The sequence below is a fragment of the Psychrobacillus sp. Z16_25 genome, from assembly GCF_056856695.1.
In genome coordinates this window covers 201,411-226,562 of the sequence record NZ_JBXEOV010000003.1, presented here as the reverse complement: position 1 = coordinate 226,562, position 25,152 = coordinate 201,411, and the positions used below count along the sequence as shown (strand labels likewise).

Here is a 25,152-nt window from a genome sequence, read left to right as displayed (position 1 = left end):
AGGATCTGTTTACTCTCGTTCGGCGGGTTTACTCTCGGATAGCCGAGAATTACTCTCGTTTAGAATGGTGGAAGGGAATGGCCGATGTCCGCTAGGGATAGATGGGATGCCTTTACTCTCTTATAGAGGACCAGGCCGGGAGTTCCAGAATGGTAATGAATGAGAGGTTCTACGCTTCACTAATTCATTGCGTTATCTTGCTAAAGTTCACAAATAGCCGTTCTGTTGATATACTATTCCAGGTTAATTAGATAAAATGAAAGAGGATTATTATGGAACAAAACAAAAGAAAGTATAAAGAACCACATCCTGTGGTGGAGCGAGTGAAGGATTATATTTTTGTGATAATAGGGGCGGCTGTCGTTGCTTTAGGCTTTAACTTATTTTTATTACCCAACCAGGTAGCTTCTGGGGGAGTTAGTGGGATTAGTACCATACTGAAAGGGGTATTTGGCTGGGAGCCGGGTATTGTTCAGTATGCGTTTAATATTCCGTTGTTTATAGCGGGCATTGTATTTTTAGGAGCACGTTTTGGTCTGAAGTCGTTGGTTGGTACGTTAGTGTTACCGGCGGTTGTTTTGGTTACTGCAAGCTGGGAGCCATGGACTGCAAATCCTTTGCTAGGTGCCCTTTTTGGAGGTATAACGGTCGGTTTAGGTCTTGGCATTGTGTTTAGAGGCGGTGGTTCTACGGGAGGAACAGACTTAGCTGCTCAGATTATTACGAAGTATACAGGACTTTCTCTCGGGAAAAGTGTGCTTTTACTAGACGGTCTGATTGTGTTGAGTGCTGCGATTGCCTTTGATGTGGAAAGTGCCTTGTATGCATTGATTGGCCTTTATGTCACTACCAAGACGATTGATATTATACAGTTGGGCTTTAGCCAGTCGAAAATGATTTATATTATTACAAATAAACAAGAGGAAATTAGAGATGCGATCTATCAAGAGATAGATCGAGGAGTGACAAAGATTCCTGCTTTTGGCGGTTATACAAATCAAGAAAGGCCAGTGCTGATGGTGGTAGCTTATCAAACAGAATTCACAAAACTGAAACATATCATTAAAACCATTGATCCGGCTGCTTTTGTGATTGTTTCAGATGCCTATGAGGTATTAGGAGAAGGTTTCAAAAGGTATTAATCTTGGTATAATAGGTTAATAATTCAAAATTGGAGGTTGCAGGGATGAATAAGAAATTATTAGCTGCAATATTTTCTACGGGCCTTTTACTTGCTGCATGTGGTGGAGACGAAGAATCTACAAATGATTCTACCACTGGTTCTGAAAGTGGCACGGAAACAGCATCTGTGGATGGAGAAGCTGTAGCAAAGCAAAAATGCGTTTCTTGTCATGGAGGAAACTTTGAGGGGCAAGGAAACTTCCCAGCATTAAATGATGTGGGTTCTCGATATTCCGAGGAAGAGATCCTAGAGGTTATCTTAGAAGGCAAGGGTCGTATGCCACGTAAAATTATTGAAGGGGAAGATGCAGAGGCTGTTGCTGCATACTTTGCTGAGATGAAATAAAAATAGAAATCGGTTACTCAGTGCTGGGTAACTGATTTTTTTATTGAAAAAAGAAAGTCATCTTCGTTTACAGGTAGAAACGTTATGTTGAATATATCTTTTATTCTGATAATATGACATAATTTATAAAGAATAGAAAGGAATAGTGGAGATTCACGTAGAATTAACATATATGGTACATTTGTTAGGTTGTCGAATGGCGTACTTAGTTAATAAAGTCGACATATTCTTACTCATACTGGATATTTTTACCTACAAAATGAAATCTTCCTGTAACAAAAAGAATGATGACTAATGTTATAATAGGCATGTTGTATTTTATCAAAGAAGAAAGTAATTGGGTGATATATAAATGATTGAAATGGAAAATGTCTATAAGAAGTACCCGAATGGAATTGTAGCAGCCAATGGAATAGACATAGAAATAAAGCAAGGTGAGTTTGTCTATGTAGTGGGGCCAAGCGGTGCTGGTAAGTCGACATTCATTAAAATGATGTATCGCGAAGAAAAGCCGACTTCTGGGAAGATAATAATTAATGGGATTGATTTAAGTACCCTAAAAAATAAAGAGGTACCTTTTTTAAGAAGACAGATCGGTGTAGTGTTCCAAGATTTTAAATTACTACCCCGTCTAAATGTATATGAAAATGTAGCCTTCGCATTGGAGGTAATAGAAGAATCACCAAAAGTAATAAGAAAACGAGTGATGGAGGTTCTGGAGCTGGTGGGTTTAAAGCATAAAGCAAGAATGTTTCCAACAGAGCTTTCAGGTGGGGAGCAACAGCGTGTATCAATCGCTCGCTCTATCGTAAACACTCCAAAGCTAGTAATTGCGGATGAGCCAACGGGAAATCTCGATCCAGAGACTTCCTGGGAGATTATGAATATATTTGAAGAAATAAATGCTCGAGGAACTACGATTGTAATGGCAACACATAATAGAGAAATTGTAAACACAATTCGACACCGTGTAATTGTAGTGGAGGGTGGAATTATCACTCGAGACGAGTACGGAGGAGAATACGGATATGAAGGCTAGAACAGCTGGGAGACATCTAAGAGATAGCATAAAAAGTATTAGTCGTAATGGTTGGATGACATTTGCATCTGTCAGTGCCGTAACTGTCACGCTACTGTTGGTTGGTGTATTTGTCTTAATCATGATGAACCTTAACAAGGTAGCGGATGATTTAGAGAGTGACGTAGAAATAAAGGTATATGTAGAACTTACCGCTGATGAGGAAGCAACTGCGGCCCTTGGGGATGAAATTAAAAATATTCCCGGTGTGTTAGAGGTAAATTATTCTACTAAAGATGATGAATTAAACAAACTAGTATTAGACTTTGGTGACGATCTTCGACTATATGAGCAGAGTAACCCTTTACATAATGTGTATACGGTGAAAGCAGAAAATCCGCAAGAGACGGAACAAGTAGCAAAGAAAATCGACAGCTTAGATAATATCTATGAGGTGAAGTATGGAGAAGGTAAAATAGAAACACTATTTTCTTTCTTAAATACTAGTAGAAACGTAGGGCTAGTATTAATTTTAGCTCTGCTATTTACAGCGATGTTCCTAATTTCTAATACGATTAAAATAACCATTGTAGCAAGAAGAAGAGATATAGAAATTATGAAACTCGTTGGAGCAACGAACTGGTTTATCAGAATTCCGTTCATTCTAGAAGGAATGTGGCTAGGAATATTAGGGGCGATTATCCCGATTACGCTAGTTACCGTGCTTTATTATAATATTTACAATGTTATTCAACCGAAACTATCCTCTGGAAATTTATTTAGTTTATTAGAGTTTTCCCCATTTATCTATCAAGTAAACGGGTTAATCCTATTGATGGGTATTTTAATAGGAGTATGGGGTAGCTTTATGTCCGTAAGAAAATTCTTAAGAGTTTAGAAGGCAGCCTGAAAGGAGCAAGAAGGATTTGAAAAGACAGTCAAAATGGAGGTTGAGACTGCTTGCAGTAGCAACCATGGGAGCACTTTTATTGGCAGGTCCAAGTGCTCTTGCACATTCACTAAACGACCTCAAGAAAGAAAAAGAGAATTTAGAGCAAAAGAAAGACAATCTGAATTCAACGATTCAAGAAACAAAGAAGCAAATTGATGTGAATGAGTCGAAAATTGATCAGATTATGGCTCAAATTCAAAAGCTAGATAACGAGATTATTAATACGGAAAAAAGTATTACGAAGGCGTTAGAAGAAATTAAGTTAACAACGGATGAAATACAAAAACTAAACGAGTCAATTGCGGAGCTTGAAAAAAAGATAGAAGAGCGAGATGAGCTTCTGCAAGAGCGTATTCGTGCAGTACAGGTAAGCGGAGGTTCTGTAAGCTATCTAGATGTATTGCTTGGGGCAAACAGCTTTATTGATTTTATAGACCGTTTTTCTGCCGTTAATACATTGATGGATGCGGATCGAAAGATTCTAAAAGAACAGGCTGATGATAAAGAACAGTTAGAAGAAGAACAGGCAAGCTTAGAGACTAAGCTGAAAGAGCAAGAAGAAAATAAAGAAAAGCTCCTAAAGCTAAAATCTTCGTTAGACAGCCAAAAGGCTTCAAAGGGTGAATTAGTCGATCAGCTTGAAGTAGAGCAAGCTAAATTACTGAAAGAAAAAGCAAGCATGGAAACAGAATACGAAGAAATCCTGAATTTAAGTAAGGATGTTCAAGATAAAATTGTCGCTGAACAAAAACGCTTAGCAGAGGTTGCTAGAAAAGCTGCTGAGGAGAAAAAACGAAAAGAACAAGCGGAAAAAGATCGCCAGGAAAATGTAAGTGGAGCTATTCCATCTGTATCAGCAGGAAGCTGGACAAAGCCAACAACAGGAACATTTACTTCTGGCTACGGGTATAGAATGCATCCAATCTACGGAAAAGGAAAAATGCATTATGGGGTAGACTTTGCGAATAGTATTGGCACGCCTGTGGTATCTGCAGCAGATGGTGTAGTTACTTACGCGTCTCCACTGAGCACATATGGAAATGTTGTAATGGTGACACATTCTATTGACGGACAAACCTTTACTTCTTTATATGCCCACTTAAGTAAGATTGGTGTTTCTGTTGGACAAGTTGTATCAAAAGGTCAGTATATTGCGGCCATGGGGAATACAGGTAATTCAACAGGACCACATCTTCACTTTGAAATCCACCTTGGATACTGGGAAGGTATGACGAAGAATTCCGTCAACCCATTAAGATACATCCCGCTATAAAAGATACGAGTACAGAACAATCTATTGTTCCGTACTCGTTTTTTTTTGGGTCTTCGTCAGTGAACTTGCTGAGTTGTTCGTTTAGTTTCCATTTACTTAATAAAGGATCTCCACTTTCTAAATCATGCCATATCAAAGCTGCTGGACATCTTATATGAAAAGTCTGACTTTATTTGTACATAATCTAATAATAGAAGAGGTAATTAGATAGAATTCTATTCCTAAGTATGCATATAATAGAATGAATAGATAGTAATCCGGAGGTCAAACGTGAAGAAAAAAATAATTGGACTTTTACTAGTTGGTATACTTGTTGGAATAGCAACCATTTCCTTTGTTAAAAACAATCTTGATGAGGAAACGGATGCATTTGAGGGAGAGCAGATGGGGACAGATTTAGCGACCAATCCAGCAAACGAGGGATTGGGAAAGGGTGATACTGCACCTGATTTCACGCTTACGACGTTAGCTGGCGAGGAGATTTCCCTTTCTGATTATAGAGGAAAGCATGTTATTTTAAATTTCTGGGCTACTTGGTGTCCGCCATGTAAAGCGGAAATGCCGCATATGCAAAATTATTATGAGGATGTAGCTCCTAACAGCAATGTAGAAATCTTAGCTGTAAACTTAACAAGTGATGATTTAGACATAGAAAAAATTGAAGCATTTGTCGATGATTTTGCATTAAGCTTTCCGATTCCTTTAGATGAAGATGGAGAAGTAGGAAGCTTATATAAGGCCATCACAATCCCTACTAGCTATATAATAGATTCCGAAGGGATTATTCAGAATAAAATCGTTGGTCCCATTGATGAACAGATGATGACAGACTATATTAATAACCTAAATTAAAGAATTCGATTTTTGGGGCAAGTATTAAACCTCTTATCTCACACATATAGTAGTGGAAAATAGGAGGGAGAACTTGCACAAAAATCGGATTTTTTTATACGTTACGTTACTTATTATCATTCTGGGCATAGGGTATTTATGGATGAACAAGTCGTCAAAAACTGGACAAGAAGCCATTAGCTCTAGTCAGGTTATTGATGAAGCCTTTGATTTGATTAAAAAAGAGGCTGTATTTAACAAGAATGATAAGCTTCTTGTTGAGGGTGCTATTCGAGGGATGGCCCAGGCATTGGAGGATCCACATAGTACGTATTTAACAGAGGAAGAGGCAAAAGTTCAGGAAGCAACACTAGCGGAGGAAAGAGTAGGGATAGGGGTAGAAATCATGCAATCAGGCGGCAAGTTTATCGTTGTTGCGCCTATTAAAGGTTCCCCCGCCTATCGTGCTGGATTAAAGCCGCAAGATGAAATTGTTCGTATAGATGGGGAAAGGCTAAATGCGAGCACTATGTCAGAGCTTGTTCAGTTATTAAGCGGTGAAAAAGGGTCGACAGTCAAGATGACGGTTTACCGAGCAAGTGAGAATCGCCATGTGGAGTTACATATAAAACGAGAAATCATCTCCCAGCAAACCGTATCTAGTGAAGTAATCGAGGTAGATGATCATTCGATTGGTATAGTGAGCATTTCTATCTTTGGTGAAAAGACGGGAGAGGAATGGGAGAAACAGACACGCTCCTTAGTGGATCGTGGAATTGATGCATTAGTAGTCGATGTTCGTGGCAATCCAGGTGGCTATCTATTTAGCGTATCCTCTGTGGTGGGGACCCTGCTTAACCCGGGAGCAACCTTTGCTTATATGCAGAATGCAGATGGGGTACTAGAGATGTTAAATACGAATACCGATTCTGTCTCTTATTTAAATAAACTTCCAGTGGTTTTATTGCAAAATGGAGGAAGTGCATCTGCAAGTGAAGTACTTGCAGGGGCATTAAAGGATAACAAGCGTGCGATGATTATTGGAGAAACAAGCTTTGGGAAAGGTACTGTTCAGGAGACTCATCCATTATCGAACGGCGGGAAATTAAAAATCTCCACGCATAAATGGCTGACCCCTAAGCAAACTTGGATTCATCATAAAGGGATTGAAGCAGACGTAAAGGTGGAGCAGGATGAATTGTACCTGATGGACCAGAAGTTCTTCCGAGGCCAATTTAAGGAAGGCGACTACGGCGAAGAAGTAAAATATGTTCAGCAGGTGCTTGGAGCTCTTGGTTATAATGTAGCACGCAAGGATGGATTCTTTGATAAGAATACCGGAGAGGTTATCAAACAATATCGAGAAGAAAGCAAAATTGCTGTCAATGAAGAGATGGATGACGTGTTATTCCAATCTCTCTCCAAAACGATCACAACTTATAAGGAACGAAAAGAAAATGATCAGCAGCTTCAGATGGGTATTGGTTATTTAATTCACACTTTAAATAAATAAGCGTAAAATTCCTATACGGAAAGACTTCTCGTTTGTTACAATAAGAACAAAAGATGGTAACAAGCGAGGAGGTTACGTATGGTTCAGGAGATTTTGATAGAGTTAGCGAGAGGTATCGGCCGAGTATTCCTTCATCCTGCTTTATATGTAACACTTCTATTCTCAGTATTGATCGGATACTTCCGAGTAAAGAGAGAAAGAAGACAGTTTAGAGCAAGAGTGCTATGGGGAGGAACAGAGGTCAAAAGATTGTTTGAAGGCTATCTATTAGCTATCATTCTATCTATTCTCAGTTTACTAGTAGGATTAGTCATTCCTTCCTCTTGGATGTTCGTTCTGAGTGTATGGATGCTAGTCATGGTGCTGTTGTTTGTTTATCAGCTAGGTTCTCCTATTTATGTTTTTGGATTAACTTTTGTCACACTTTTGGTAATGGATTTCTATGATCTCTCCTTTACTTTCTTAGAATGGGAAGTACGTGGACAGGGAGTATTAGATGAAGCTATCGTTCCATTTGCAATACTTGCAGGATTGCTGCTTATTGCAGAGGGTATCCTTATCCAACGCTTTGGTGGAAAAAGTGCATCTCCAAGACTTGTAAAGACCGCAAGAGGCATAGAGGCAATGGAATATGTGGCAAAGAGGCTATGGATACTACCGATTTTTATCGTAGTACCGGGAGATATCGTACATACATATTTGCCTTATTGGCCACAATTCCCTATTGGGGAAAGCATGTTTTCCTTTGTCTTATTCCCCTTTGTGATTGGCTTGCAGCAAAGCAGTCGTAAATCATTAGCAATTAACTTCTTCCCTAGATATGGGAAGCTAGTGTGGCAGCTAGGAATTGGCGTCACATTGGTTGCGGCAATCGGTTATCTATATCCTATTCTTGGGGTTATCGCTCTAGTTATTGGGGTATTGGTAAGAATCATCATTGCTATTGTGGAAAGCAGAAGGGAACATAGCGGGGCATTTGCCGTTTCACCACAGTCAGATGGTGTGATGATTGCAGGCGTCCTAAGTGATTCGCCAGCAGAGAAGATGGGACTTAGAATCGGTGAGAAGATTGTCAAGGTGAATGGACAAAAGGTTATCAATGAACAAGAGCTTTATGAGGCGGTACAAATCAATGCTGCTCATTGTAGGCTGGAGGTAATTGATACGAATGGAGAGCTGCGTCTCCGTCAGCATGTACTTTTCCGACATGATCATTATCGCCTTGGTTTGATTTTAGTAAGGTAGGAGATTGAATGGAAACACTATCATTAACGACACAGCTAGTATTGGCTATTTTTGCACCAGGTCTTTTAGTCATTCTCTTTACTAGAATTACGTTTAATCAATATGTGGCGCTTGTTTTGACGGTGGCACTGTTTGCGGCATCTGTTTATGCTGGGTATACGCATCGCTGGTGGATTTATATGATTGATGCTGCGTCGTTGACGGCTGGCTTTTGGTATGCGACTCAGATGAATAATAGAGGGAAGAAATCGGAGACTTCATGAACTGTCCTATTTGGGGCAGTTCTTTTTTTATGGGGATTTATAACACATTTGACGTGGTGCTCACTAATAGTTGATGGCTGCTTTCGGCGGACGCTTTCCGTGGGGTGAGTGGCAAGCCAGCACCGAACGCTACCGCGTGCCGATGTTCTGTCTTGTCTTTCTCACTCATCCCACAGGAGTCGCCGCCTTCGCTACCATCAACAAAGTTCTCTAACGAAACGAAAGATAAATTAGAAAAGTTTTGCTCTTTCAAACGAGTTAGCACCATAGGTATTACCGCCCGTCGATACCATCAATAAAGTCCTATGAAACCATAGAGGAGTGATGAGCTATCTATTCAATGAATTTCACATAAACTATTTTTCATCAATTACTGCTTCCTTTGTGTTTAAAATGGTTAATTTTACTAATAATTGAAACTATTGTTCATTTGTTCCGTATGTAAGATGCTGCGTAAGGTTCTTAGAGAGGAGTAGTAAGGTGAAGAGAATAGTATGTTTAATAATCTTGACCTCGATTTTTCTGGCTAGTTGTTCGAATGACAAAGTATTAGATAAAGAAGATGAAAATAGACTACCTCCGCTTGATGAAGAGAAAGGGAGAGATATAGAGGGGGAAAGCAGACTGCCTTCACAAAAAGAAGTTAGTTTCTCTTATGAAGGAAAGAATTTTAACATAATACCTTTTTATGAAGAAGTTCTGGCGTACACGAACTATGTAAAAAAGAATCCATCCGAAAGTAATCCAGGGGCGTATGTAGAAAAAGTATTAAAGCCCTTGCAGGAAAAATCTTCGCTAGAATTATCTATGAAATATCCTTTTACGTTTTCTACTGAAGTCGAACAGTTCGAACAAAATACGATTCAACTTCTTGAAAACCAGGAGCAAATAAATGCGCTAATAGAGGAAGCGCTTATTAAATCTGCAGAACTTCTACCGGGTGGTGATAAAAATGTATATATCATGCCACTAAGACCTGAAGATAACTTTGTAATAAATAAAATGGAGGGCGTAGCTGGCGTAACATATAATGATCAAGATATATTCATCCAGATAGATACTTCCTTTCAGAAAGATATGTTACAGTATATGGTTGCCCATGAATATCACCATGCAATAAACTTACTTGCAAATGGTGGTATGGCTTTCTTTACAGTATTAGATCGGTCCCTTTCGGAAGGGAAAGCAGATACCTTTGCTCATATTGTTTATCCTGACAAAATTCCCCCATGGACTGAGCCTCTATCTGAGGAATCTAAAGTAATTGTTTTGGATGAAATAAGGAAGAACGCTGATTCAACTTCTATTAAAATATACAAAGATCTATTCGATGGGAACTCAGCAAAAGGTATTCCATTATGGTCTAATTACAAAATTGGATTTGAAATTACTCAAAGCTATTTAGAGAATAACCCGGAGACTTCCATTTCTTATTGGACAAGATTATCCTCCAAAAACCTTCTTCAAGATAGTGAGTATAAAGATTTACTAAAGTAAGGTGGGCACGATAGAGAAGGAATTTGCACATGAATTCATGTCTAAAAAAGGGAAGGAAACACAATGAGGAAATCTGGTTATATAGTTTTATTTTCTTGTTTCTATTTATCAATAATGATAATAAGTAATACAGCATCTGCTACAAAATGGATTGAACTAAAACCACAAGAGGTTGTGGATAGAGCTGAAGTGATTGTGACTGGAAAATATGATTTTACAAGCAAGGAGAAACCGAATAGATTTATCTTTCAAAACCTCGATTTTCACATTAAAAATGTTTATAAGGGAGATGTTTCAGAACAAATTATTACAGCTGGTATTGACCATAATGACGTAGGATGGGCAGAGGGATTTCAGACTGAAGATGGAGAATTTCTTTTATTCTTAGAAACAAGGAAGGATTCTGATTTCCTAGTACCAGTTGGAGGACCAAATGGCATGATTCAAATTCACAACGGAAAAGTGGAGGAATCAGATGAAGAAAGAATAAAATTCTTCGAAGATTACCTAGCATCCCAACCCTACAAAACAATAGAAGTAAAGGCTGAAAAAGATTCTGATAGTCGGAATAATAGTCCGTACCTAGTCTTGTATGTTAGTGCTAGTGTTTTAATTGCCGTGGCAATATTACTTTTACTCTATCGCTATAAGAGGAAAAAGTGAATTTCACTAAAAAACGCTCAGAATAGATACTGAGCGTTTTGTATAGGAACAAGAAAATAAACAGCTCCAACATAGGGCGGAGAAAGTTTCTCTACCTCTTTGATAAGTATTGTACACTATCTTAGCTGTCCTTAAGTCGTTGTTTATTAATCAAAAAGAGGATGCACAAGATCTTTCTTAACAGATATAGACTATTTCTGTATTTTAAATTGTTGATAATCTATTTTTAGTAAGCAACTCTATTGGTTCGGAGCAGCGTCGGCGACTCCTGCTGGAGCAGGGTGGTAGGTAAGACAGCACAGCCACGCGCGTTAGCGATGGGTGCTGGCTTACCTTGTGGAGGGAAAACTAAGAACGTCACATCGTGTGACAACGTTTTCCTGACCAACATCCTGTCGGCCTCCACTCCAAGCGTCCGACGATGCGAAGAACCAGAGGTTCAACAACTCTTCAAATTCAATTGTCTAGCCTCTATTAGTTACTGTGCTGCTTTCCTAGCCAGTGCCTGTTCGTGCTCCTTGTGGATGCGGTGGAGCAATTCTGCATCAGTTAGGATGCGATAGCCTGCGTTTGCGATTGCTTTTGCTCCTTTGATCAGAGCTTCGTTGCCAAGTTCAGACTTTGCAGCTTCTCTAAATTCAATCGTGTGTCCAACTAAATCGTCTGGACCGATTTTAATATGAGGATGTGCTGTAGGGACAGCGTAGCTGATGTTTCCTGCATCTGTGGAGCCTTTTCCTTTTCGTTTTTCTGTGTGTACATGTTCACCAACTGCTTCTAGTTCATGGTGGAGAACTTCATCAAGGACTGAGTTCAAGACAAAGTCCTGTACTTCATTTTGGAAGCGTTCAACGCGAACACTAGAGCCTGTGGCAAGTGCAGCTCCATTAGCTATAGCTCGCACTTTTTCAGAAACCTCTACTGTGCGCTTCCAAGTTTCTGCACGAATGTAGAAGCGGGCAGACGCATATTCCGGAATAATATTTGGTGCGTCTCCACCGTGTGTAATGATTCCGTGGATTCTTACGTCTGAAGGAAGCTGCTGGCGTAATGCATTGATCCCATTAAATAATTGAATGACTGCGTCTAGTGCATTGATTCCTTTATCAGGTGATCCAGAAGCGTGAGCTGCTTTTCCGTAGAAATGAAAATCTAGAGGATCTACTGCTAGTGATTCTCCTGTTAGGGAAGTTTTTGCAGAAGGGTGAATCATGATAGCGACATCTACTCCTTCTAAAAGACCATGCTTTACAAAGCTACCCTTTGCACTTCCGTTAGGACCGCCTTCTTCAGCGGGAGTCCCTAATACAAGTACACGCCCACCAGTAGAAGGTAAAACCTCAGCTAATGCGATTCCCGCTGCTACGCTTGTTGTTCCAATAATATTATGACCGCATGCATGGCCGATGCCTGGAAGAGCATCATACTCTGCTAAGAATGCTACTGTAGGACCTTCTTTTCCAGAATCCTTTACAGCATAGAAGGATGTTTCATGACCAGCTACTGCAGTAGTTACCTCAAAGCCTGCCTTTGTTAAAATCTCTACATGCTTTGCGCTTGCGAAAAATTCTTGATTGCCGATTTCAGGTTTTGCATGGATCTCTTGACTCGTTTGAATATACAGGTCTTTATTTTCCTCGATAGATTTTGCGATTAACTCTGTTGCTTCAATAACTGTACTCATGTAGTTTCCTCCTTTAATTTGTTGGGCTATATGATAAGTTGATTTCGTGCTGGCTAGACGCTTTACTTGGGAACCAAGCAAAGGCTAGCCAACACTCTAATCAATTGGTTCTAAAAGGTCCCTGCCTACTTAAAATTCTTTATTTTGCTAAATCATTAAACGTATTTTCTAATTCTTCCTTCGTTAAAATTACTAATGACGAACCGCCTTTTGTATCCTCTTCTACTGCCTGTTTAATGTCTTCCTCTTGGTATAGCTCGACGATACGTTGGTATACCTCATTATCTTTGTCTTCAGCTCGAGCAGCTATGATGTTCACGTAAGGGTAGATAGATTCACTTTCGCCAGCCTCTTTGTAAATTGGATCCTCACCAGGAGAGAAACCTGCTTGACCAGCGACACCGTTATTGATAACAGAGGCAGTAACGTCTGGTAAAACTCGTGGTGTTTGCTGAGCTGTCATTGGGATGATTTCTAAGTTTAATGGGTTATCGATAATCTTAGATGGATCTCCGTAAAGTCCAAAATCGTCTGCTAATGTTATCAAACCAGCCGTCTCTAATAATCGAAGTGCACGAGCTTGGTTAGATGGGTCGTCAGGGATTGCAATCTTGTCTTTTGCTTTGATTTCACTAACGTCCGTAATTTTTTCTGAATAAAGTCCAAGCGGTGCAAACATAGTAGAACCAATTGGAGCTAAGTCATTGCCACTTTCCTTTACGTAAGAAGCTAGGAAGGAAATATGCTGGAATGCGTTTAAATCAATGTCTCCTTCAGCAAGTGCGTTGTTAGGAAGGGTATAGTCTGAGAATTCCTTTAGCTCAATTTCAATTCCTTCTTTTGCTGCTTTCTCTTGAAGGATTGGCCATTGGACACCGTCAGAACCGTTTACCCCAATGATGACCTTCTTTTCGGAAGCTGATGAGCTGCTACAAGCGGATAAAACAAGTGCTGTAATTACTGCAAATAGTAGTAAGCTAATTTTTTTCATGTCAATCTCTCCTTATCGTCTTAAGAATTTTTTCGATAATGTATTTCCAATCCATTGGGCAAATTGCACAAGTATAATTAAAATCAGTACAGTGACGATCATGACACTTCCGTCAAATCGTTGATAGCCATAGGTCATTGCCACGTGTCCAAGTCCACCTGCGCCAACTGTTCCTGCTACTGCGGAGAAGTCGATTAAGCTGACGGTAGTGAATGTAAGACCTAGAATCAGTGGACCTAGTGCCTCTGGAATTAGCACAGTAAAGATAATACGTAGTGGGCTTGCTCCCATTGCCTGAGCTGCTTCAATTACACCGGGATCGATACTTACTAAATTGTTCTCCACGACCCTAGCTATGGAAAAGCTGGCTACAATGGTCATCGGGAAGATGGCACCTGCTATTCCGATCGTTGAACCGACTACTAATCTAGTAAGCTGCGAAATGGCAACTAAGAAAATAATGAACGGGATCGGTCGAATGATATTTATCAATAAATTTAGTAATTGAAACAAAAACTTATTTTCTAAAATATTTTTCTCACGAGTTACAAAAAGTAGTAGACCAATACTGATTCCTAGAATAGAGGAAAAAATCAGTGTCACAATGACCATGATGATCGTTTCGCCAGTCGATTCTAAAATCGTTGGCCAAAATGTCGTCCAATCAACCTTCATTTGGTGTCACCTCCTGAAGTTCTACAATGGTTGTTAATTCATGAATGGCATCCTTTATTCCCTGCGGGTCTCCTTCAAAGGAAATGAGTAGATTTCCGAATAGCTTTTCCTGCAGCTCTCGAATAGAGCCGTAGACGATGTTAAAGTGTACGCGGTGTTTTTGCGTAACCTGGGAAAGGATGGACTGGTTTGTAACATCCCCTTTAAAGATGACCTGATATAATTTTTTCCCACCGTTCTCTCGCCACTCCTGTAACACAGTAGGGGAGGGGAGATCCTGCTGGACGGATTGGATAAACCGTTTGGTGGTCGAGTGCTGAGGGTTTGTGAATACATCGAAAACGTCCCCTGTTTCAATCACCTCGCCGTCTTCCATGACAGCCACCCTATTACAGATAGATTGAATAACATGCATTTCATGAGTGATCAGCAAAATAGTAATCCCAAATTCCTTGTTCACTTTTTTTAGTAGCCTTAGAATATCAGCCGTAGTTTCTGGGTCTAGTGCAGAGGTTGCCTCGTCACAAATCAGAATATCGGGAGAAGTTGCAAGTGCACGAGCGATTCCTACACGCTGCTTTTGACCACCTGATAGCTGGCTTGGAAAATCCTTTGCCTTGCTTGTTAGCCCGACAAAGCTCAGCAGTTCCTCTACTCGTTTGTCTATTTCTTGTTTTTTTAGACCGGCAAGCTTTAGTGGATATGCTACATTTCCAGCTACAGTACGAGAATGGAAGAGGTTGAAGTTTTGAAAAATCATCCCGATGTTTCTTCTTCTCGTTCTTAAATCCTTAGAGGAAAGGCTGTTCACGTCTGTGTTTTGAATAAAAACGGAACCCTCTGTAGGACGCTCTAGCATATTCACTAAGCGAAGCAGCGTGCTTTTTCCTGCACCGCTGAATCCGATAATACCGAAAATATCTTCTTTCTCAATGGAAAGAGAGACATTCTTTACAGCGTGCACCTTTCGTTTTCCAAGAAGAAAGGTCTTTGAAACATTTTTGAATTCAATCATGGGATCCCTCCTAGAATCATACTTCTTCAAACAACGTAGCCATCTTACTTTCCAGGAAAGAGACTTGATTAGAAATGTGCTAAATGCCTTATTATAATTGGGCAAGACCTCGATGGGGTCTGGCACGGAGTAGGAAGTTAAACAAAAAGAGCTCTCTTTTCTTATCAAATAGACAAGAAAAAGAGAGCTCTTCAAAAGATTTGAAAAACCATCTCTCTCATCTCTCAAGCTAAGCTTGCAGGAATTGGCACAGTGTTCAAATTTGAACCTGTTGCCGAAACGTCATTGGGCCTGTCCCTCGGTTTCTCTGGATAAGAAAGTGATGCGCTATGTAATTGTTGTAAGAATTGATTATAACTTTAAACGCTTTAGTCAAACTAGTCAAGTTATTTTTACTATTAATTTTATTTTGAATATTAATATCGTTTTGATGTACTATAAAAAAATAAGGCTATAAATTGCTAAAACACCAATAGTTCCTAGTACAACAGTCATGGCATTAGAAAAAATAAAAGCCAAAGAAAAAGCTACTATTGCGCCTATTAATCCAAATAAGTAATTTCCTTCTTGGATATAAAGAATGGCTGGAAAGATTAATGCCCCTAACACGGCATAGGGGATATTTGCTAACACGCCAGACACGATAGGAGGTAGTTCCCTGCCTTCTAAAAATGTCAAAGGGAACGCACGTGGGATATATGTAACAATGGCCATGCCAAGGATGGTCCACCAATACCAATCACCCATATTAAGACTCTCCTTTCACGATGGGTCTTGCTTTTTTGGAATAAATCAGTTCAATTAGGATAGAAGCTGCCAGCGTAGCGATTAAAATGGACCAGCCTGTAGATAAGAGTTGTGTCCAATAAAAAAAGCCGTTGATACTTGCGGCAGTTAAAGCTAGCATGACCACCTTTCTATTGCCTTTCATGGAGGGCACTAGAAGTCCGATAAACATGGCATAGAGTGCAACGGACATCGCAGCTTGAAAAAATAACGGCAGATTGGCTCCAATGACATGTCCAACTGCAGTAAAAACCACCCAGCTGCTGTATGCGATGAGGATCACTCCAAAGGCGAAGGAGGTTGTGAGCTTTTCTTCTTTACGGGTTGCCAGAACGGAAAAAGCTTCATCCGTGATTCCAAAAGCATATATTCCTTTTATCCATCTTTTTTCCCGATGCATCTTTTCACTCAGTGATGCCGTCATAAGGAAATGACGTATATTGACGACAAATGTATTTAAAACGATTAAAATAGGGTCAACACCTTTCGTCAAAAGCGTCAAAGACATATATTGGGCAGCTCCGGCATAAACGAGTATACTCATTGCAGTGGCTTGCCAGATAGTTAAGCCAGCCGTTTTTGCAAGAAGTCCAAATGTAAGGGCAATCGGAAAATAGCCAATAGCGATATTTACCCCGGCCCTTAAGCCTTTTGAAAAAGTCACAAATTTCTCACCACCTTCATGATAATGAAGAAATTATACTATAAGAAAGTCGTTTTATGTATACACTAAAAGGGAAAGATTAATTACATAGGAATGCGGAGGGAAAAGTATGCCTGATTGGTTTTCTATAGAAAATTTTACACATTTAGCACAGGACTATCGAGCATTAGGGCCGATAATTGGTATTTTACTTCCTTTCTTGGAAGCGTTTCTTCCATTCTTGCCACTCGTTGTTTTTATCGTGGCAAACGTAACAGCATATGGTCTGTTTTTTGGGTTTTTACTAACTTGGGTGGGCTCTGTTGCAGGATCTTATGCCGTCTTTTTGGTCATTCGTAAATATGGACGAGCTAGAGTTTTAAATTTTATTACAAGACATGAACGAATCCAGAAATTAATACTATGGGTAGAGAGAAACGGATTTGGACCGCTGTTCTTATTTATCTGTTTTCCGTTTACCCCTTCTGCGCTAGTGAACATAGTCGCAGGTTTATCAAATATGAAGAAGCATACATACTTTTGGACATTGACGCTGGGTAAACTAATTATGATATTTGTGGTTAGCTTTATCGGTTCGGATATTAAGGCTTTAATCACTCAGCCAATAAGAACAGCAATCGTTATTGTCCTCATTGCGATTCTTTGGTATGTAGGAAAGAGAGTGGAGAAGAGGTTAGACAAAAAGGTAGAGGCAGATTTTCGAAACATAAGACTAGAGAGAAGCCGAAAAAGAGGAGAGAATCTTGAATAAAGAAGTAAAGGAATGGCTATTAGCGATAGTCATTGGTTTAATCCTGGTGTTTGGATTTAAGGCGTTGATTGCGACGAATTATCATATTATTGGCGAATCCATGATGCCCACTCTTTCTGATAAGGACCGAGTGATTGTCAGCAAGCTATCTAGCCTAGAAAGGATGGATATCGTGATATTCCGCTCAGGGGAGGAGGACTTTGTAAAGAGGGTGATAGGGCTTCCAGGTGATACCATTCACTATGAGAATGACCAGCTTTTTATAAACGGTAAGTACATAGAAGAGCCCTTTCTACAGTCCCATCTTGCATATAAGCAGCCAGAGATGAAATTTACAGAGGATTTTGAGCTTCTTGAGCTGACAGGCAGTAAACGAGTTCCGAAAAATAAAGTATTCGTTCTTGGAGATAATCGATTGTCGAGCCTTGACAGTAGGCATTTTTCGTTTGTTGAAAAAGAGGATATTGTAGGTGTCGTAAAAGCAAGATATTGGCCAATATCCGATATGACCATCTATTTACATTCTGAATAATTTCCCTCTACACTCTATGTTTTGTACAATAGAGAGAGGGAAGTTATTCGGATTTTTTTTATGGAAAGGAGCTGCTTGGTTTGACATTTCGATTGGTGAGTGGACGATCAGGATCAGGAAAAACGAGATTCATGCAAACGGAAATAATGAGCACCATCCAGGAAGCTCCGTTTGGTGATCCAATTTTTTATATAGTGCCAGACCAAATGTCGTTTTCTAGTGAATATGACTTGGCTGCCCGTAGCGGCTTGCCGGGGATTATCCGTGCGCAGGTCACTACCTTTAAACGATTAGCCTGGCGAGTTCTTCAGGAGACAGGCGGGATCGCAAAAGAGGAGATTAGTGGATTCGGCTACCGCATGCTTATTAGAAGCTTGTTGGAGGAGCATAAAGATCAATTTACGTTATTCCATCGTGCTTCGACAAAGCGAGGCTTTACGGATCAAATCGAAGTATTATTAAAGGAATTCAGCAGATACTGTCTGGATTATTCTACTATGTCTAATGCCTTTCAAAGTCTCGAGGCTATGAACGCTCCTCAGACGCTACTAGATAAATCCTCCGATTTAATGTTAATGCTTGAGCTAATGGAGCAAAAATTAGGAGCAGGCTATATTGATGGAGAAGGGTATTTAACACTTCTCGCAAATAATATACAAGATTCTAGTTTGCTAGAGACTGCGGAAATTTATATAGACGGCTTTACCTCGTTTACGACAAGAGAGCTGGAAATTATCAATGCATTGATGAAAAAGGTAAAACGTCTTTCCGTCGCCTTGCCTTTTGAAACGCTTTCGGACGCATTAGACGAGCAATCACTTTTCTTCCAGCCTGCTAATACAGCAGCAAGACTTTTAGAGATGGCACAGGTTGATCAAGTGAAAGTGGAGGAAGCAGTCCACTTCTCAGAGTCTCGTCGTTTTGCAGTACCAGAGCTAGCTCATCTAGAGGCTAACTTTAATACAATCCCTGCTCCTACTATCGAGACAGAGGGCTATATACGCATTACAGAAGCAATGAATAAACGAGCAGAGGTTCACGCAGTAGCGAGACAGATTCGAGAGCTGATGCAGGACAAACAGTTTCGATACAAGGATATGGCGATTCTACATCGAGATGCGGAAAATTATGAGAGCTTAATAGAAACAACCTTCTCTCAATACGAGATTCCATATTTTATTAGTCAAAAGAAATCGATGCTTCATCATCCGCTCATTGAGCTAAGTAGAACAGTGTTTGAAATTATTCGGTCCGAGTGGAAGTACGAGCCTATTTTCCGTGCAATCAAAACGGACCTTTTCTTCCCAATCGAATCAGCTAAAACAAGATGGCGAGAAAGGGCGGATCGCCTAGAGAATTTTGTGCTTTCCTTTGGGATATATGGAGACCGCTGGTTTGATGAAAAACGGTGGATTTATAAGAAATATAAGGGCTTGGAGTTCTACTCGAAAATTCAAACAGATGAAGAAAAGCTTATTCAGGCCGAAATACATGCTGCGAGAGATATCTTTGTACAACCAATGCAAGTGCTAGTGGAAATGCTGGAGAACGCAAAAACAGGAAGAGATTATGCGACAGCTCTCTACTCCTTTATGGAGCAGCTCCAGGTTTATGATAAGCTAATGGCCTTACGGGCGTATGAGGAAGAAAATGGACAGCTGCTGCTTGCATCGGAGCATGAGCAGGCTTGGAATGAGTGGGTCGACGTACTAGACCAGTTTGTCCTCATGTTTGGTGAAAAGGAAATGCCTCTTGATCAAGCAATGAAAATACTAGAAGAGGGCTACGACCAGCTTGAATTTTCTAGAATTCCACCAACCTTGGATCAAGTGATTATAGGAAATGTCGATACGGCAAGGCTTACACATATGAAAGCAGTGTTTGTATTGGGAGTGAATGACGGCACATTTCCAAAAAGAATTGATCATGAGGGGCTATTATCTGATTCAGAGCGTGAGTGGTTTAATCAGGTTGGCTTCGAGCTAGCTCCAACCTCCCGAATGCGCTTGCTGGATGAAAATTATTTAACCTACAAGGCATTTGTCACTCCTTCTCATTATTTATTCGTCTCTTATTCTATCGCTGATAGTGAGGGGAAGGCCTTACTTCCTTCGATGTATATTAAAAAGCTAAACCAGCTTGTCGGCGGAATAAAACCAGAGCTTGCGGTAATTGATCCGACAGATGTGAAGGATAGAAGGCTAGACAGAGAGGTAATTAGCCATCCTCGAACTGCGTTGCCTTATTTGATTATGCAACTGAGAGAGGCAATAGATTCAGGAGAGCTTCCGGAAGTTTGGCAATCTGTCTATCAATATTATATGGAAGACCCTTATTGGTCGAGGTTAATAAAAAGAATACTGAAGCCAATGCTAAAAGGGAACAAGACAGAACGATTAGCCCCTGAAATTACAGCTGCCCTTTACGGGGAAACAATCAATTCAAGTGTATCACGGGTGGAAACGTATTATAGCTGTCCGTTCGCACATTTTGCAGGCTATGGTCTGAAGCTGGAGGAACGCTCCGAATATAGACTCGAGCCACCTGCAATGGGAGATTTGTTCCATGCTGCGCTTAAGTGGATTTCCGATGAAACTAAGCGATTAAATGTCACATGGGGTGAGCTGACAAGAGAGCAATGCTTAAGACTGGCCAAAGAAGCAGTAAGTTATATCGTGCCGGTATTTGTCCATCAATTGCTGTTAAGTACCAATCGCTATCGCTATATCCAGAGAAAGCTGGAGCAGATTGTGGGCAACACGTTAATTGCGATGAGCAAGCATGCAAAGGGCTCTAATTTTGTGCCTATTGCAATAGAGGCAGGCTTTGGTCCAGGGGAGCAGCTTCCGCCACTTGAAATACCATTAAAAAACAGACGGAAGATGCGTTTACGTGGGCGAATTGACCGAGTGGATGCTGCAAATGTAAACGGCAATATGTATATGAGAATCGTTGATTATAAATCATCCAAGCAAGGTATTGATTTGAACGAGGTGTATCATGGACTATCCTTGCAAATGCTGACTTATTTAGATGTGGCAGTTGAAAATGCGAAGATTTGGCTTCAAGAGGATGCGGAGCCGGCTGGCGTACTATATGTTCATCTGCATAATCCACTTATTCAAAGTGCTAAAGAAATAGGGGATTATGAGCTGGAGGATGCAATCTATAAATCCTATAAGATGAATGGTCTTTTATTGGATGATCCAGAGGTTGTCATGGAAATGGACCAGGAGATAGATGGTTTTTCGAAGGTGCTTCCGGTACGGATGAATAAAGACGGTCAGCTTTCCAAGTCATCCTCTAAGGTAGTTGAGCCTGAACAAATGCGCTTGCTGCAATCCTTTGTGCGCAAAAAGCATGAGCAGGCAGGGAACGGGATGAATGCAGGAGATACGCGAGTGTATCCATACCGTTTAAAGGATAAAATGCCATGCACTTATTGCTCCTATCGAAGCGTATGTCAATTTGACCCACAGGATCCAGCTCAGCAAGTGAGAGCAATTAAAATAGAGAATCCAGAGATAATCGCAGAAAAGATTCAAAGGGAGATGAGTACAGATGAACATTCCTGAAATGCCAAAGGATTTAACATGGACACCGGCACAATGGAAGGCAATATGGGCTACAGGGTCTGACGTACTTGTTGCTGCAGCCGCTGGATCTGGGAAGACTGCTGTGCTAATTGATCGACTCATACAAAAAGTATTGGCAAAAGAGAATCCGATAAATGTAGATGAGCTTTTAGTCGTTACCTTTACGAATGCCTCTGCTGCTGAAATGAGACATCGTATGAGAGAGGCGCTGGAGCGTGCGATAGCAGCTGACCCAGAATCAGCGCATCTACGGAAGCAGTTGAACCTTTTGAACAAGGCACAGATCTCCACGCTGCATTCCTTTTGCTTAAATATTGTACGTCAGTATTCTTATATGCTTTCCATCGATCCAGGATTTCGAATCGCAGATGAGACAGAGGCTGCCTTGATGCGTGACGATGTGTTAGCAGATATTTTGGAGGAGGCATATCAGCTAGAGAACCCAGAGCCCATGTATTTATTATCCGATAGCTTTACGAGCGACCGTGATGACCAGTCGATTGAAATCATGATAGACAAGCTATACTCCTATGCAAGAGTTCATCCGGAGCCGGAAAAGTGGCTACGTGCGATCCCAGCGGCTTATGAATTGCCGGCAGATATGACCATTGACGAGCTGCCTTTTATTGAACCGTTAAAGCTTTCCTTGATTCATCAGCTGGAGGAGGCAATAGCAGTTTCCGAGGAAATCAAGCGATTGGCAAAACTGCCGAATGGACCAGCGCCCCTTGCAGATACCGCAGACAAGGATCAGCAATTGATACAAGGAGCCGTTGAATTATTGAAGTTAGGGTCATGGGAGGATACTTATTTTTATTTCCAAGGTCTCACCTGGGGAAAAGCAGCGGCAATTCGGAAGGACTCATGTGATGAAAAGCTGAAAAAGCAAGCAGCAGACAAACGAAATAGAGTGAAGAAAATAGTTAACGAAATAAAAGAAAAGTATTTCATGAGAACCCCAGCGCGGCTTTTAGAAGAAATGCGCTTAATGGCACCCCATTTACGTACCTTGACCGAGCTTGCGATTACTTATGGCGACCGTTATATGGCTGCGAAAAATGAAAGAGGTCTGGTAGATTTCTCTGATTTAGAGCATTACGCTCTAGAGATTCTGACGGACAGAGATGAGGAAGGAAATCTAATACCGTCTGCTATTGCAATGGACTACCAAGCCCGCTTCAAAGAAGTGTTAGTGGATGAGTATCAGGATACCAACTTGCTGCAGGAAACCATTCTTCAGCTAGTGAAAAGCGGTCAAGAGCCAGACGGCAATATGTTCATGGTTGGGGACGTGAAGCAGTCCATTTACCGTTTCCGTTTAGCTGAGCCTATGCTTTTTCTAGGTAAGTACCGAGAGTTTAAGGAAATACCAGATAACTCTGGAATTAAAATAGATTTGAATGCCAACTTTAGAAGTCGACAAGAGGTACTCCATGCGACCAACTATATATTTCAGCAAGTTATGGGAGAAAAGGTTGGAGAGATTGCGTATGATGATGCAGCTTCCCTAAAGCCACAGGCACCTTATGATGACAAGGATGCGGCAGTGGAGCTGGCATTACTGTATGAGGTAGAGAATGGCAGTGTGGAGATAGAGGAAGAGGAATCGGAGACAACTAGAGCTGAAGAGGATTTAAAAAAATCGCAAGCAGAGGCTCGTTATATTATCTCGAAAATAAAAGAGATGATGCGTACTGGCCACACTGTGTACGACCCATGGAAAAAGCAAGCAAGACCACTAGAATATAGTGATATTGTTATCTTGATGCGTTCCATGACATGGTCGCAGGAGGTTACGGAGCAATTTAAAGAGGCGGGAATTCCTTTATACGCTGAGCTGTCGAAGGGCTATTTTGAAGCAATCGAGGTATTAATCATGCTTCATACCTTGCGAACGATCGATAACCCTTACCAGGATATTTCTTTGGCATCCGTGTTAAGAGCACCATTTGTTGGATTAACAGAATCAGAGCTGTCCTTGATTCGTCTATCCGCACCTAAGGAACCATTTTATGAAGCATTGAAGACCTTTGTATCGAAAGGTGGCTCTGGACTATCTGCTGAGACAGGAGAGAAGCTGCAACGCTTCTTGCTTCAGTTTGAGGATTGGAGAAACTTGAGTAGAAGGGGTTCTCTTGCAGACTTAATCTGGCAAATTTATTTAGACACCCATTATTATGAGATTGTCGGCTCAATGCCGAATGGCAAGCAGCGTCAGGCAAACCTGCGAATCCTGCATGACCGTGCAAAGGATTATGAACGAACTTCTTTCCGTGGGCTGTTCCGTTTCTTACGGTTCATTGACCGGATGCGTAAGCGAGGAGATGACCTTGGAGCAGCAAGAGCAATCAGTGAAAAGGAAAATGTTGTACGACTTATGACGATTCATTCCTCGAAAGGATTGGAGTTCCCAGTTGTCTTCCTTGCTGGAATGGGGCGCTCTTTCAATCAGATGGATTTTAATGAACCGTATTTATTTGACCAAAACTTTGGACTAGCTGTGAAAGCAATCGATCCAGTGAAGCGTTTATCCTTCACCTCTCTGCCGTTTTTATCTATCAAGGAAAAGAAACAGATGGAGCTGAAGGCAGAGGAAATGAGGGTGCTTTATGTAGCGATGACAAGAGCAAAAGAGCATCTCTATTTGGTGGCTACCATCAAGGACCTAGCCAAAACGCTTGAAAAATGGGAGGATGCGCAGTATTTATTGAGCCACGAGATGCTGCCTGACTATGTGCGGGCGAAGGCTAAGGGATACCTAGATTGGATAGGGCCTGCTCTTGCGAGACACGTCGATTACCAGCATCTTTCGTCCATCAATGAAGCCAACATTGTAAGTAGTGAGTCTAAATGGAGGCTAAAGGCAATCCCGATAGATGCACTAAAAGTGGAGCAGAAGAAAGAAGAGACGAAGCAAACGAATTTAAAAGAGCTTATCACTCAACCAGACATCCATTTGGGAGAGGTAAAAAGAAGATTTGACACAAGATACCATTATGAATTATCCACTCAAAAACGCTCGAAGCAAACGGTCAGTGAGATAAAGCGGATGATGTTGCTCATGGAACGAGATGACGAAGAATACTTTCAAACGAAAAGTCCAGCAAGCGATCAGCAAAGAGTGGCAAAAAGACCATCCTTTCTTCAAGAGGGCTCTCGTCTTACAGGTGCAGAGGCGGGAACAGCAGTCCATGCTTTTATGCAGCACATCGATTTGCAGGAAATAAAAACACAGGAACAGATTAAGCTTTTTGCAGAGAGGCTAGTAGAAAGAGAAATTATTAGCGAAGCCGAGAAGGAAGCGATCAACCCAAGAAAAATAGAGCCGTTCTTTCATTCCACTATATTTGATCGTTTAAAAAATGCCGAGCAGGTAATGAGGGAATTTCCTTTTACATATGTTCTGGAGGATGAGCTTGGCGATAGACAAATTATCCAAGGGGTAGTGGATTGCCTATTTTTAGAGGACGGGCAATGGGTGCTGCTCGATTATAAAACAGACCGAGTAAGACATTTAGCTGAAAATGAAGAAATGCTAAAGAAGGAAATGGAACATCGATACGAGGTCCAGCTTTCCTTATATGCAAAGGCACTGGAAGAAATTTTACACATCAAAATTAAAGAAAAGATTCTATATCTATTTGATATAAATAAAACAGTTTCTATTTAGGGGGA

At 40.7% G+C, this 25,152-nt stretch carries 21 protein-coding genes and 1 riboswitch; of the genes, 15 read left to right on the top strand and 6 right to left on the bottom strand.

The annotated features are described in order from the left end of the window. The first annotated feature begins 272 nt into the window (after positions 1-272). From AC1VU3_RS05625 to AC1VU3_RS05575, 11 genes are all read left to right on the top strand, one after another. Positions 273-1,142, top strand: coding sequence for a YitT family protein (locus AC1VU3_RS05625; RefSeq protein ID WP_480388813.1), 870 nt, complete (start codon positions 273-275; stop codon positions 1,140-1,142). Positions 1,143-1,186: 44 nt separating this feature from the next. Next, positions 1,187-1,528, top strand: a complete 342-nt coding sequence (gene cccB / locus AC1VU3_RS05620; protein ID WP_482982993.1) for a cytochrome c551 — start codon at positions 1,187-1,189, stop codon at positions 1,526-1,528. Between the two features lie 352 nt (positions 1,529-1,880). Next, positions 1,881-2,567 (top strand): cell division ATP-binding protein FtsE, encoded by a 687-nt coding sequence (ftsE, locus tag AC1VU3_RS05615; protein ID WP_480388811.1) that lies wholly within the window; start codon positions 1,881-1,883, stop codon positions 2,565-2,567. Next, the gene (gene ftsX, locus AC1VU3_RS05610) at positions 2,557-3,444 is read left to right on the top strand and encodes a permease-like cell division protein FtsX (RefSeq protein ID WP_482982992.1); all 888 of its coding nucleotides are present in this window, start codon (positions 2,557-2,559) and stop codon (positions 3,442-3,444) included. Before ftsE ends, ftsX begins: the two co-directional genes overlap by 11 nt. Positions 3,445-3,472: 28 nt before the next feature. Continuing rightward, complete coding sequence (locus tag AC1VU3_RS05605; protein WP_480388809.1) at positions 3,473-4,771, top strand: murein hydrolase activator EnvC family protein; 1,299 nt, start codon at positions 3,473-3,475, stop codon at positions 4,769-4,771. A gap of 270 nt (positions 4,772-5,041) precedes the next feature. Further along, positions 5,042-5,623, top strand: a complete 582-nt coding sequence (locus AC1VU3_RS05600) for a redoxin domain-containing protein (protein ID WP_482982991.1) — start codon at positions 5,042-5,044, stop codon at positions 5,621-5,623. Positions 5,624-5,765: 142 nt separating this feature from the next. Then, positions 5,766-7,115, top strand: coding sequence for a S41 family peptidase (locus tag AC1VU3_RS05595; RefSeq protein WP_482982990.1), 1,350 nt, complete (start codon positions 5,766-5,768; stop codon positions 7,113-7,115). A gap of 78 nt (positions 7,116-7,193) precedes the next feature. Beyond that, positions 7,194-8,360 carry a PDZ domain-containing protein gene (locus AC1VU3_RS05590; RefSeq protein ID WP_480388806.1) on the top strand — a complete coding sequence of 389 codons (1,167 nt, stop codon included), beginning with the start codon at positions 7,194-7,196 and terminating at the stop codon, positions 8,358-8,360. An 8-nt stretch (positions 8,361-8,368) separates the two neighbouring features. Then, complete coding sequence (locus AC1VU3_RS05585) at positions 8,369-8,623, top strand: CsbA family protein (RefSeq protein ID WP_480388805.1); 255 nt, start codon at positions 8,369-8,371, stop codon at positions 8,621-8,623. A gap of 480 nt (positions 8,624-9,103) precedes the next feature. After that, positions 9,104-10,120 (top strand): DUF2268 domain-containing putative Zn-dependent protease, encoded by a 1,017-nt coding sequence (locus tag AC1VU3_RS05580; RefSeq protein WP_480388804.1) that lies wholly within the window; start codon positions 9,104-9,106, stop codon positions 10,118-10,120. Positions 10,121-10,183: 63 nt separating this feature from the next. Continuing rightward, positions 10,184-10,783: a hypothetical protein gene (locus tag AC1VU3_RS05575; protein WP_482982989.1), complete on the top strand. Its 600-nt coding sequence runs from the start codon at positions 10,184-10,186 to the stop codon at positions 10,781-10,783. Between the two features lie 478 nt (positions 10,784-11,261). Here the strand turns inward: AC1VU3_RS05575 and AC1VU3_RS05570 are convergent, their stop codons facing one another. The 6 genes from AC1VU3_RS05570 to AC1VU3_RS05545 form a co-directional block, all read right to left on the bottom strand. Next, a complete protein-coding gene (locus AC1VU3_RS05570) occupies positions 11,262-12,467 on the bottom strand; it encodes a M20 family metallopeptidase (protein WP_482982988.1) in 1,206 nt (401 codons plus the stop codon). A 139-nt stretch (positions 12,468-12,606) separates the two neighbouring features. Next, complete coding sequence (locus AC1VU3_RS05565; RefSeq protein WP_480388801.1) at positions 12,607-13,458, bottom strand: MetQ/NlpA family ABC transporter substrate-binding protein; 852 nt, start codon at positions 13,456-13,458, stop codon at positions 12,607-12,609. Between the two features lie 12 nt (positions 13,459-13,470). After that, positions 13,471-14,133 carry a methionine ABC transporter permease gene (locus AC1VU3_RS05560; RefSeq protein ID WP_482982987.1) on the bottom strand — a complete coding sequence of 221 codons (663 nt, stop codon included), beginning with the start codon at positions 14,131-14,133 and terminating at the stop codon, positions 13,471-13,473. Further along, positions 14,123-15,148 (bottom strand): methionine ABC transporter ATP-binding protein, encoded by a 1,026-nt coding sequence (locus tag AC1VU3_RS05555; RefSeq protein ID WP_480388799.1) that lies wholly within the window; start codon positions 15,146-15,148, stop codon positions 14,123-14,125. The genes AC1VU3_RS05560 and AC1VU3_RS05555 overlap by 11 nt, the downstream gene beginning before the upstream one ends. Positions 15,149-15,362: 214 nt before the next feature. After that, positions 15,363-15,466, bottom strand: a riboswitch (SAM riboswitch). A 117-nt stretch (positions 15,467-15,583) separates the two neighbouring features. Continuing rightward, positions 15,584-15,895: an AzlD domain-containing protein gene (locus AC1VU3_RS05550; protein WP_480388798.1), complete on the bottom strand. Its 312-nt coding sequence runs from the start codon at positions 15,893-15,895 to the stop codon at positions 15,584-15,586. Between the two features lies 1 nt (position 15,896). Continuing rightward, positions 15,897-16,598: an AzlC family ABC transporter permease gene (locus tag AC1VU3_RS05545; RefSeq protein WP_480388797.1), complete on the bottom strand. Its 702-nt coding sequence runs from the start codon at positions 16,596-16,598 to the stop codon at positions 15,897-15,899. A 109-nt stretch (positions 16,599-16,707) separates the two neighbouring features. Here AC1VU3_RS05545 and AC1VU3_RS05540 point away from each other — a divergent pair, with 109 nt between their 5' ends. From AC1VU3_RS05540 to addA, 4 genes are all read left to right on the top strand, one after another. Further along, positions 16,708-17,349, top strand: coding sequence for a TVP38/TMEM64 family protein (locus AC1VU3_RS05540; protein ID WP_480388796.1), 642 nt, complete (start codon positions 16,708-16,710; stop codon positions 17,347-17,349). Further along, positions 17,342-17,881 (top strand): signal peptidase I, encoded by a 540-nt coding sequence (lepB, locus tag AC1VU3_RS05535; RefSeq protein WP_482982986.1) that lies wholly within the window; start codon positions 17,342-17,344, stop codon positions 17,879-17,881. Before AC1VU3_RS05540 ends, lepB begins: the two co-directional genes overlap by 8 nt. An 80-nt stretch (positions 17,882-17,961) precedes the next feature. After that, complete coding sequence (gene addB, locus AC1VU3_RS05530) at positions 17,962-21,456, top strand: helicase-exonuclease AddAB subunit AddB (RefSeq protein WP_482982985.1); 3,495 nt, start codon at positions 17,962-17,964, stop codon at positions 21,454-21,456. After that, positions 21,443-25,147 (top strand): helicase-exonuclease AddAB subunit AddA, encoded by a 3,705-nt coding sequence (gene addA / locus AC1VU3_RS05525; RefSeq protein WP_482982984.1) that lies wholly within the window; start codon positions 21,443-21,445, stop codon positions 25,145-25,147. The genes addB and addA overlap by 14 nt, the downstream gene beginning before the upstream one ends. Positions 25,148-25,152: the final 5 nt, after the last annotated feature.

Bases quoted from the DNA above. Each gene is read 5' to 3' on its own strand.
- AC1VU3_RS05575 (WP_482982989.1), top strand. From the start codon at position 10,184: ATGAGGAAATCTGGTTATATAGTTTTATTTTCTTGTTTCTATTTATCA.
- AC1VU3_RS05560 (WP_482982987.1), bottom strand. From the start codon at position 14,133: ATGAAGGTTGATTGGACGACATTTTGGCCAACGATTTTAGAATCGACT.
- AC1VU3_RS05625 (WP_480388813.1), top strand. From the start codon at position 273: ATGGAACAAAACAAAAGAAAGTATAAAGAACCACATCCTGTGGTGGAG.
- AC1VU3_RS05550 (WP_480388798.1), bottom strand. From the start codon at position 15,895: ATGGGTGATTGGTATTGGTGGACCATCCTTGGCATGGCCATTGTTACA.
- ftsE (WP_480388811.1), top strand. From the start codon at position 1,881: ATGATTGAAATGGAAAATGTCTATAAGAAGTACCCGAATGGAATTGTA.
- cccB (WP_482982993.1), top strand. From the start codon at position 1,187: ATGAATAAGAAATTATTAGCTGCAATATTTTCTACGGGCCTTTTACTT.
- AC1VU3_RS05540 (WP_480388796.1), top strand. From the start codon at position 16,708: ATGCCTGATTGGTTTTCTATAGAAAATTTTACACATTTAGCACAGGAC.
- addA (WP_482982984.1), top strand. From the start codon at position 21,443: ATGAACATTCCTGAAATGCCAAAGGATTTAACATGGACACCGGCACAA.
- AC1VU3_RS05565 (WP_480388801.1), bottom strand. From the start codon at position 13,458: ATGAAAAAAATTAGCTTACTACTATTTGCAGTAATTACAGCACTTGTT.
- AC1VU3_RS05555 (WP_480388799.1), bottom strand. From the start codon at position 15,148: ATGATTGAATTCAAAAATGTTTCAAAGACCTTTCTTCTTGGAAAACGA.
- ftsX (WP_482982992.1), top strand. From the start codon at position 2,557: ATGAAGGCTAGAACAGCTGGGAGACATCTAAGAGATAGCATAAAAAGT.
- AC1VU3_RS05595 (WP_482982990.1), top strand. From the start codon at position 5,766: ATGAACAAGTCGTCAAAAACTGGACAAGAAGCCATTAGCTCTAGTCAG.
- AC1VU3_RS05585 (WP_480388805.1), top strand. From the start codon at position 8,369: ATGGAAACACTATCATTAACGACACAGCTAGTATTGGCTATTTTTGCA.
- AC1VU3_RS05590 (WP_480388806.1), top strand. From the start codon at position 7,194: ATGGTTCAGGAGATTTTGATAGAGTTAGCGAGAGGTATCGGCCGAGTA.
- AC1VU3_RS05570 (WP_482982988.1), bottom strand. From the start codon at position 12,467: ATGAGTACAGTTATTGAAGCAACAGAGTTAATCGCAAAATCTATCGAG.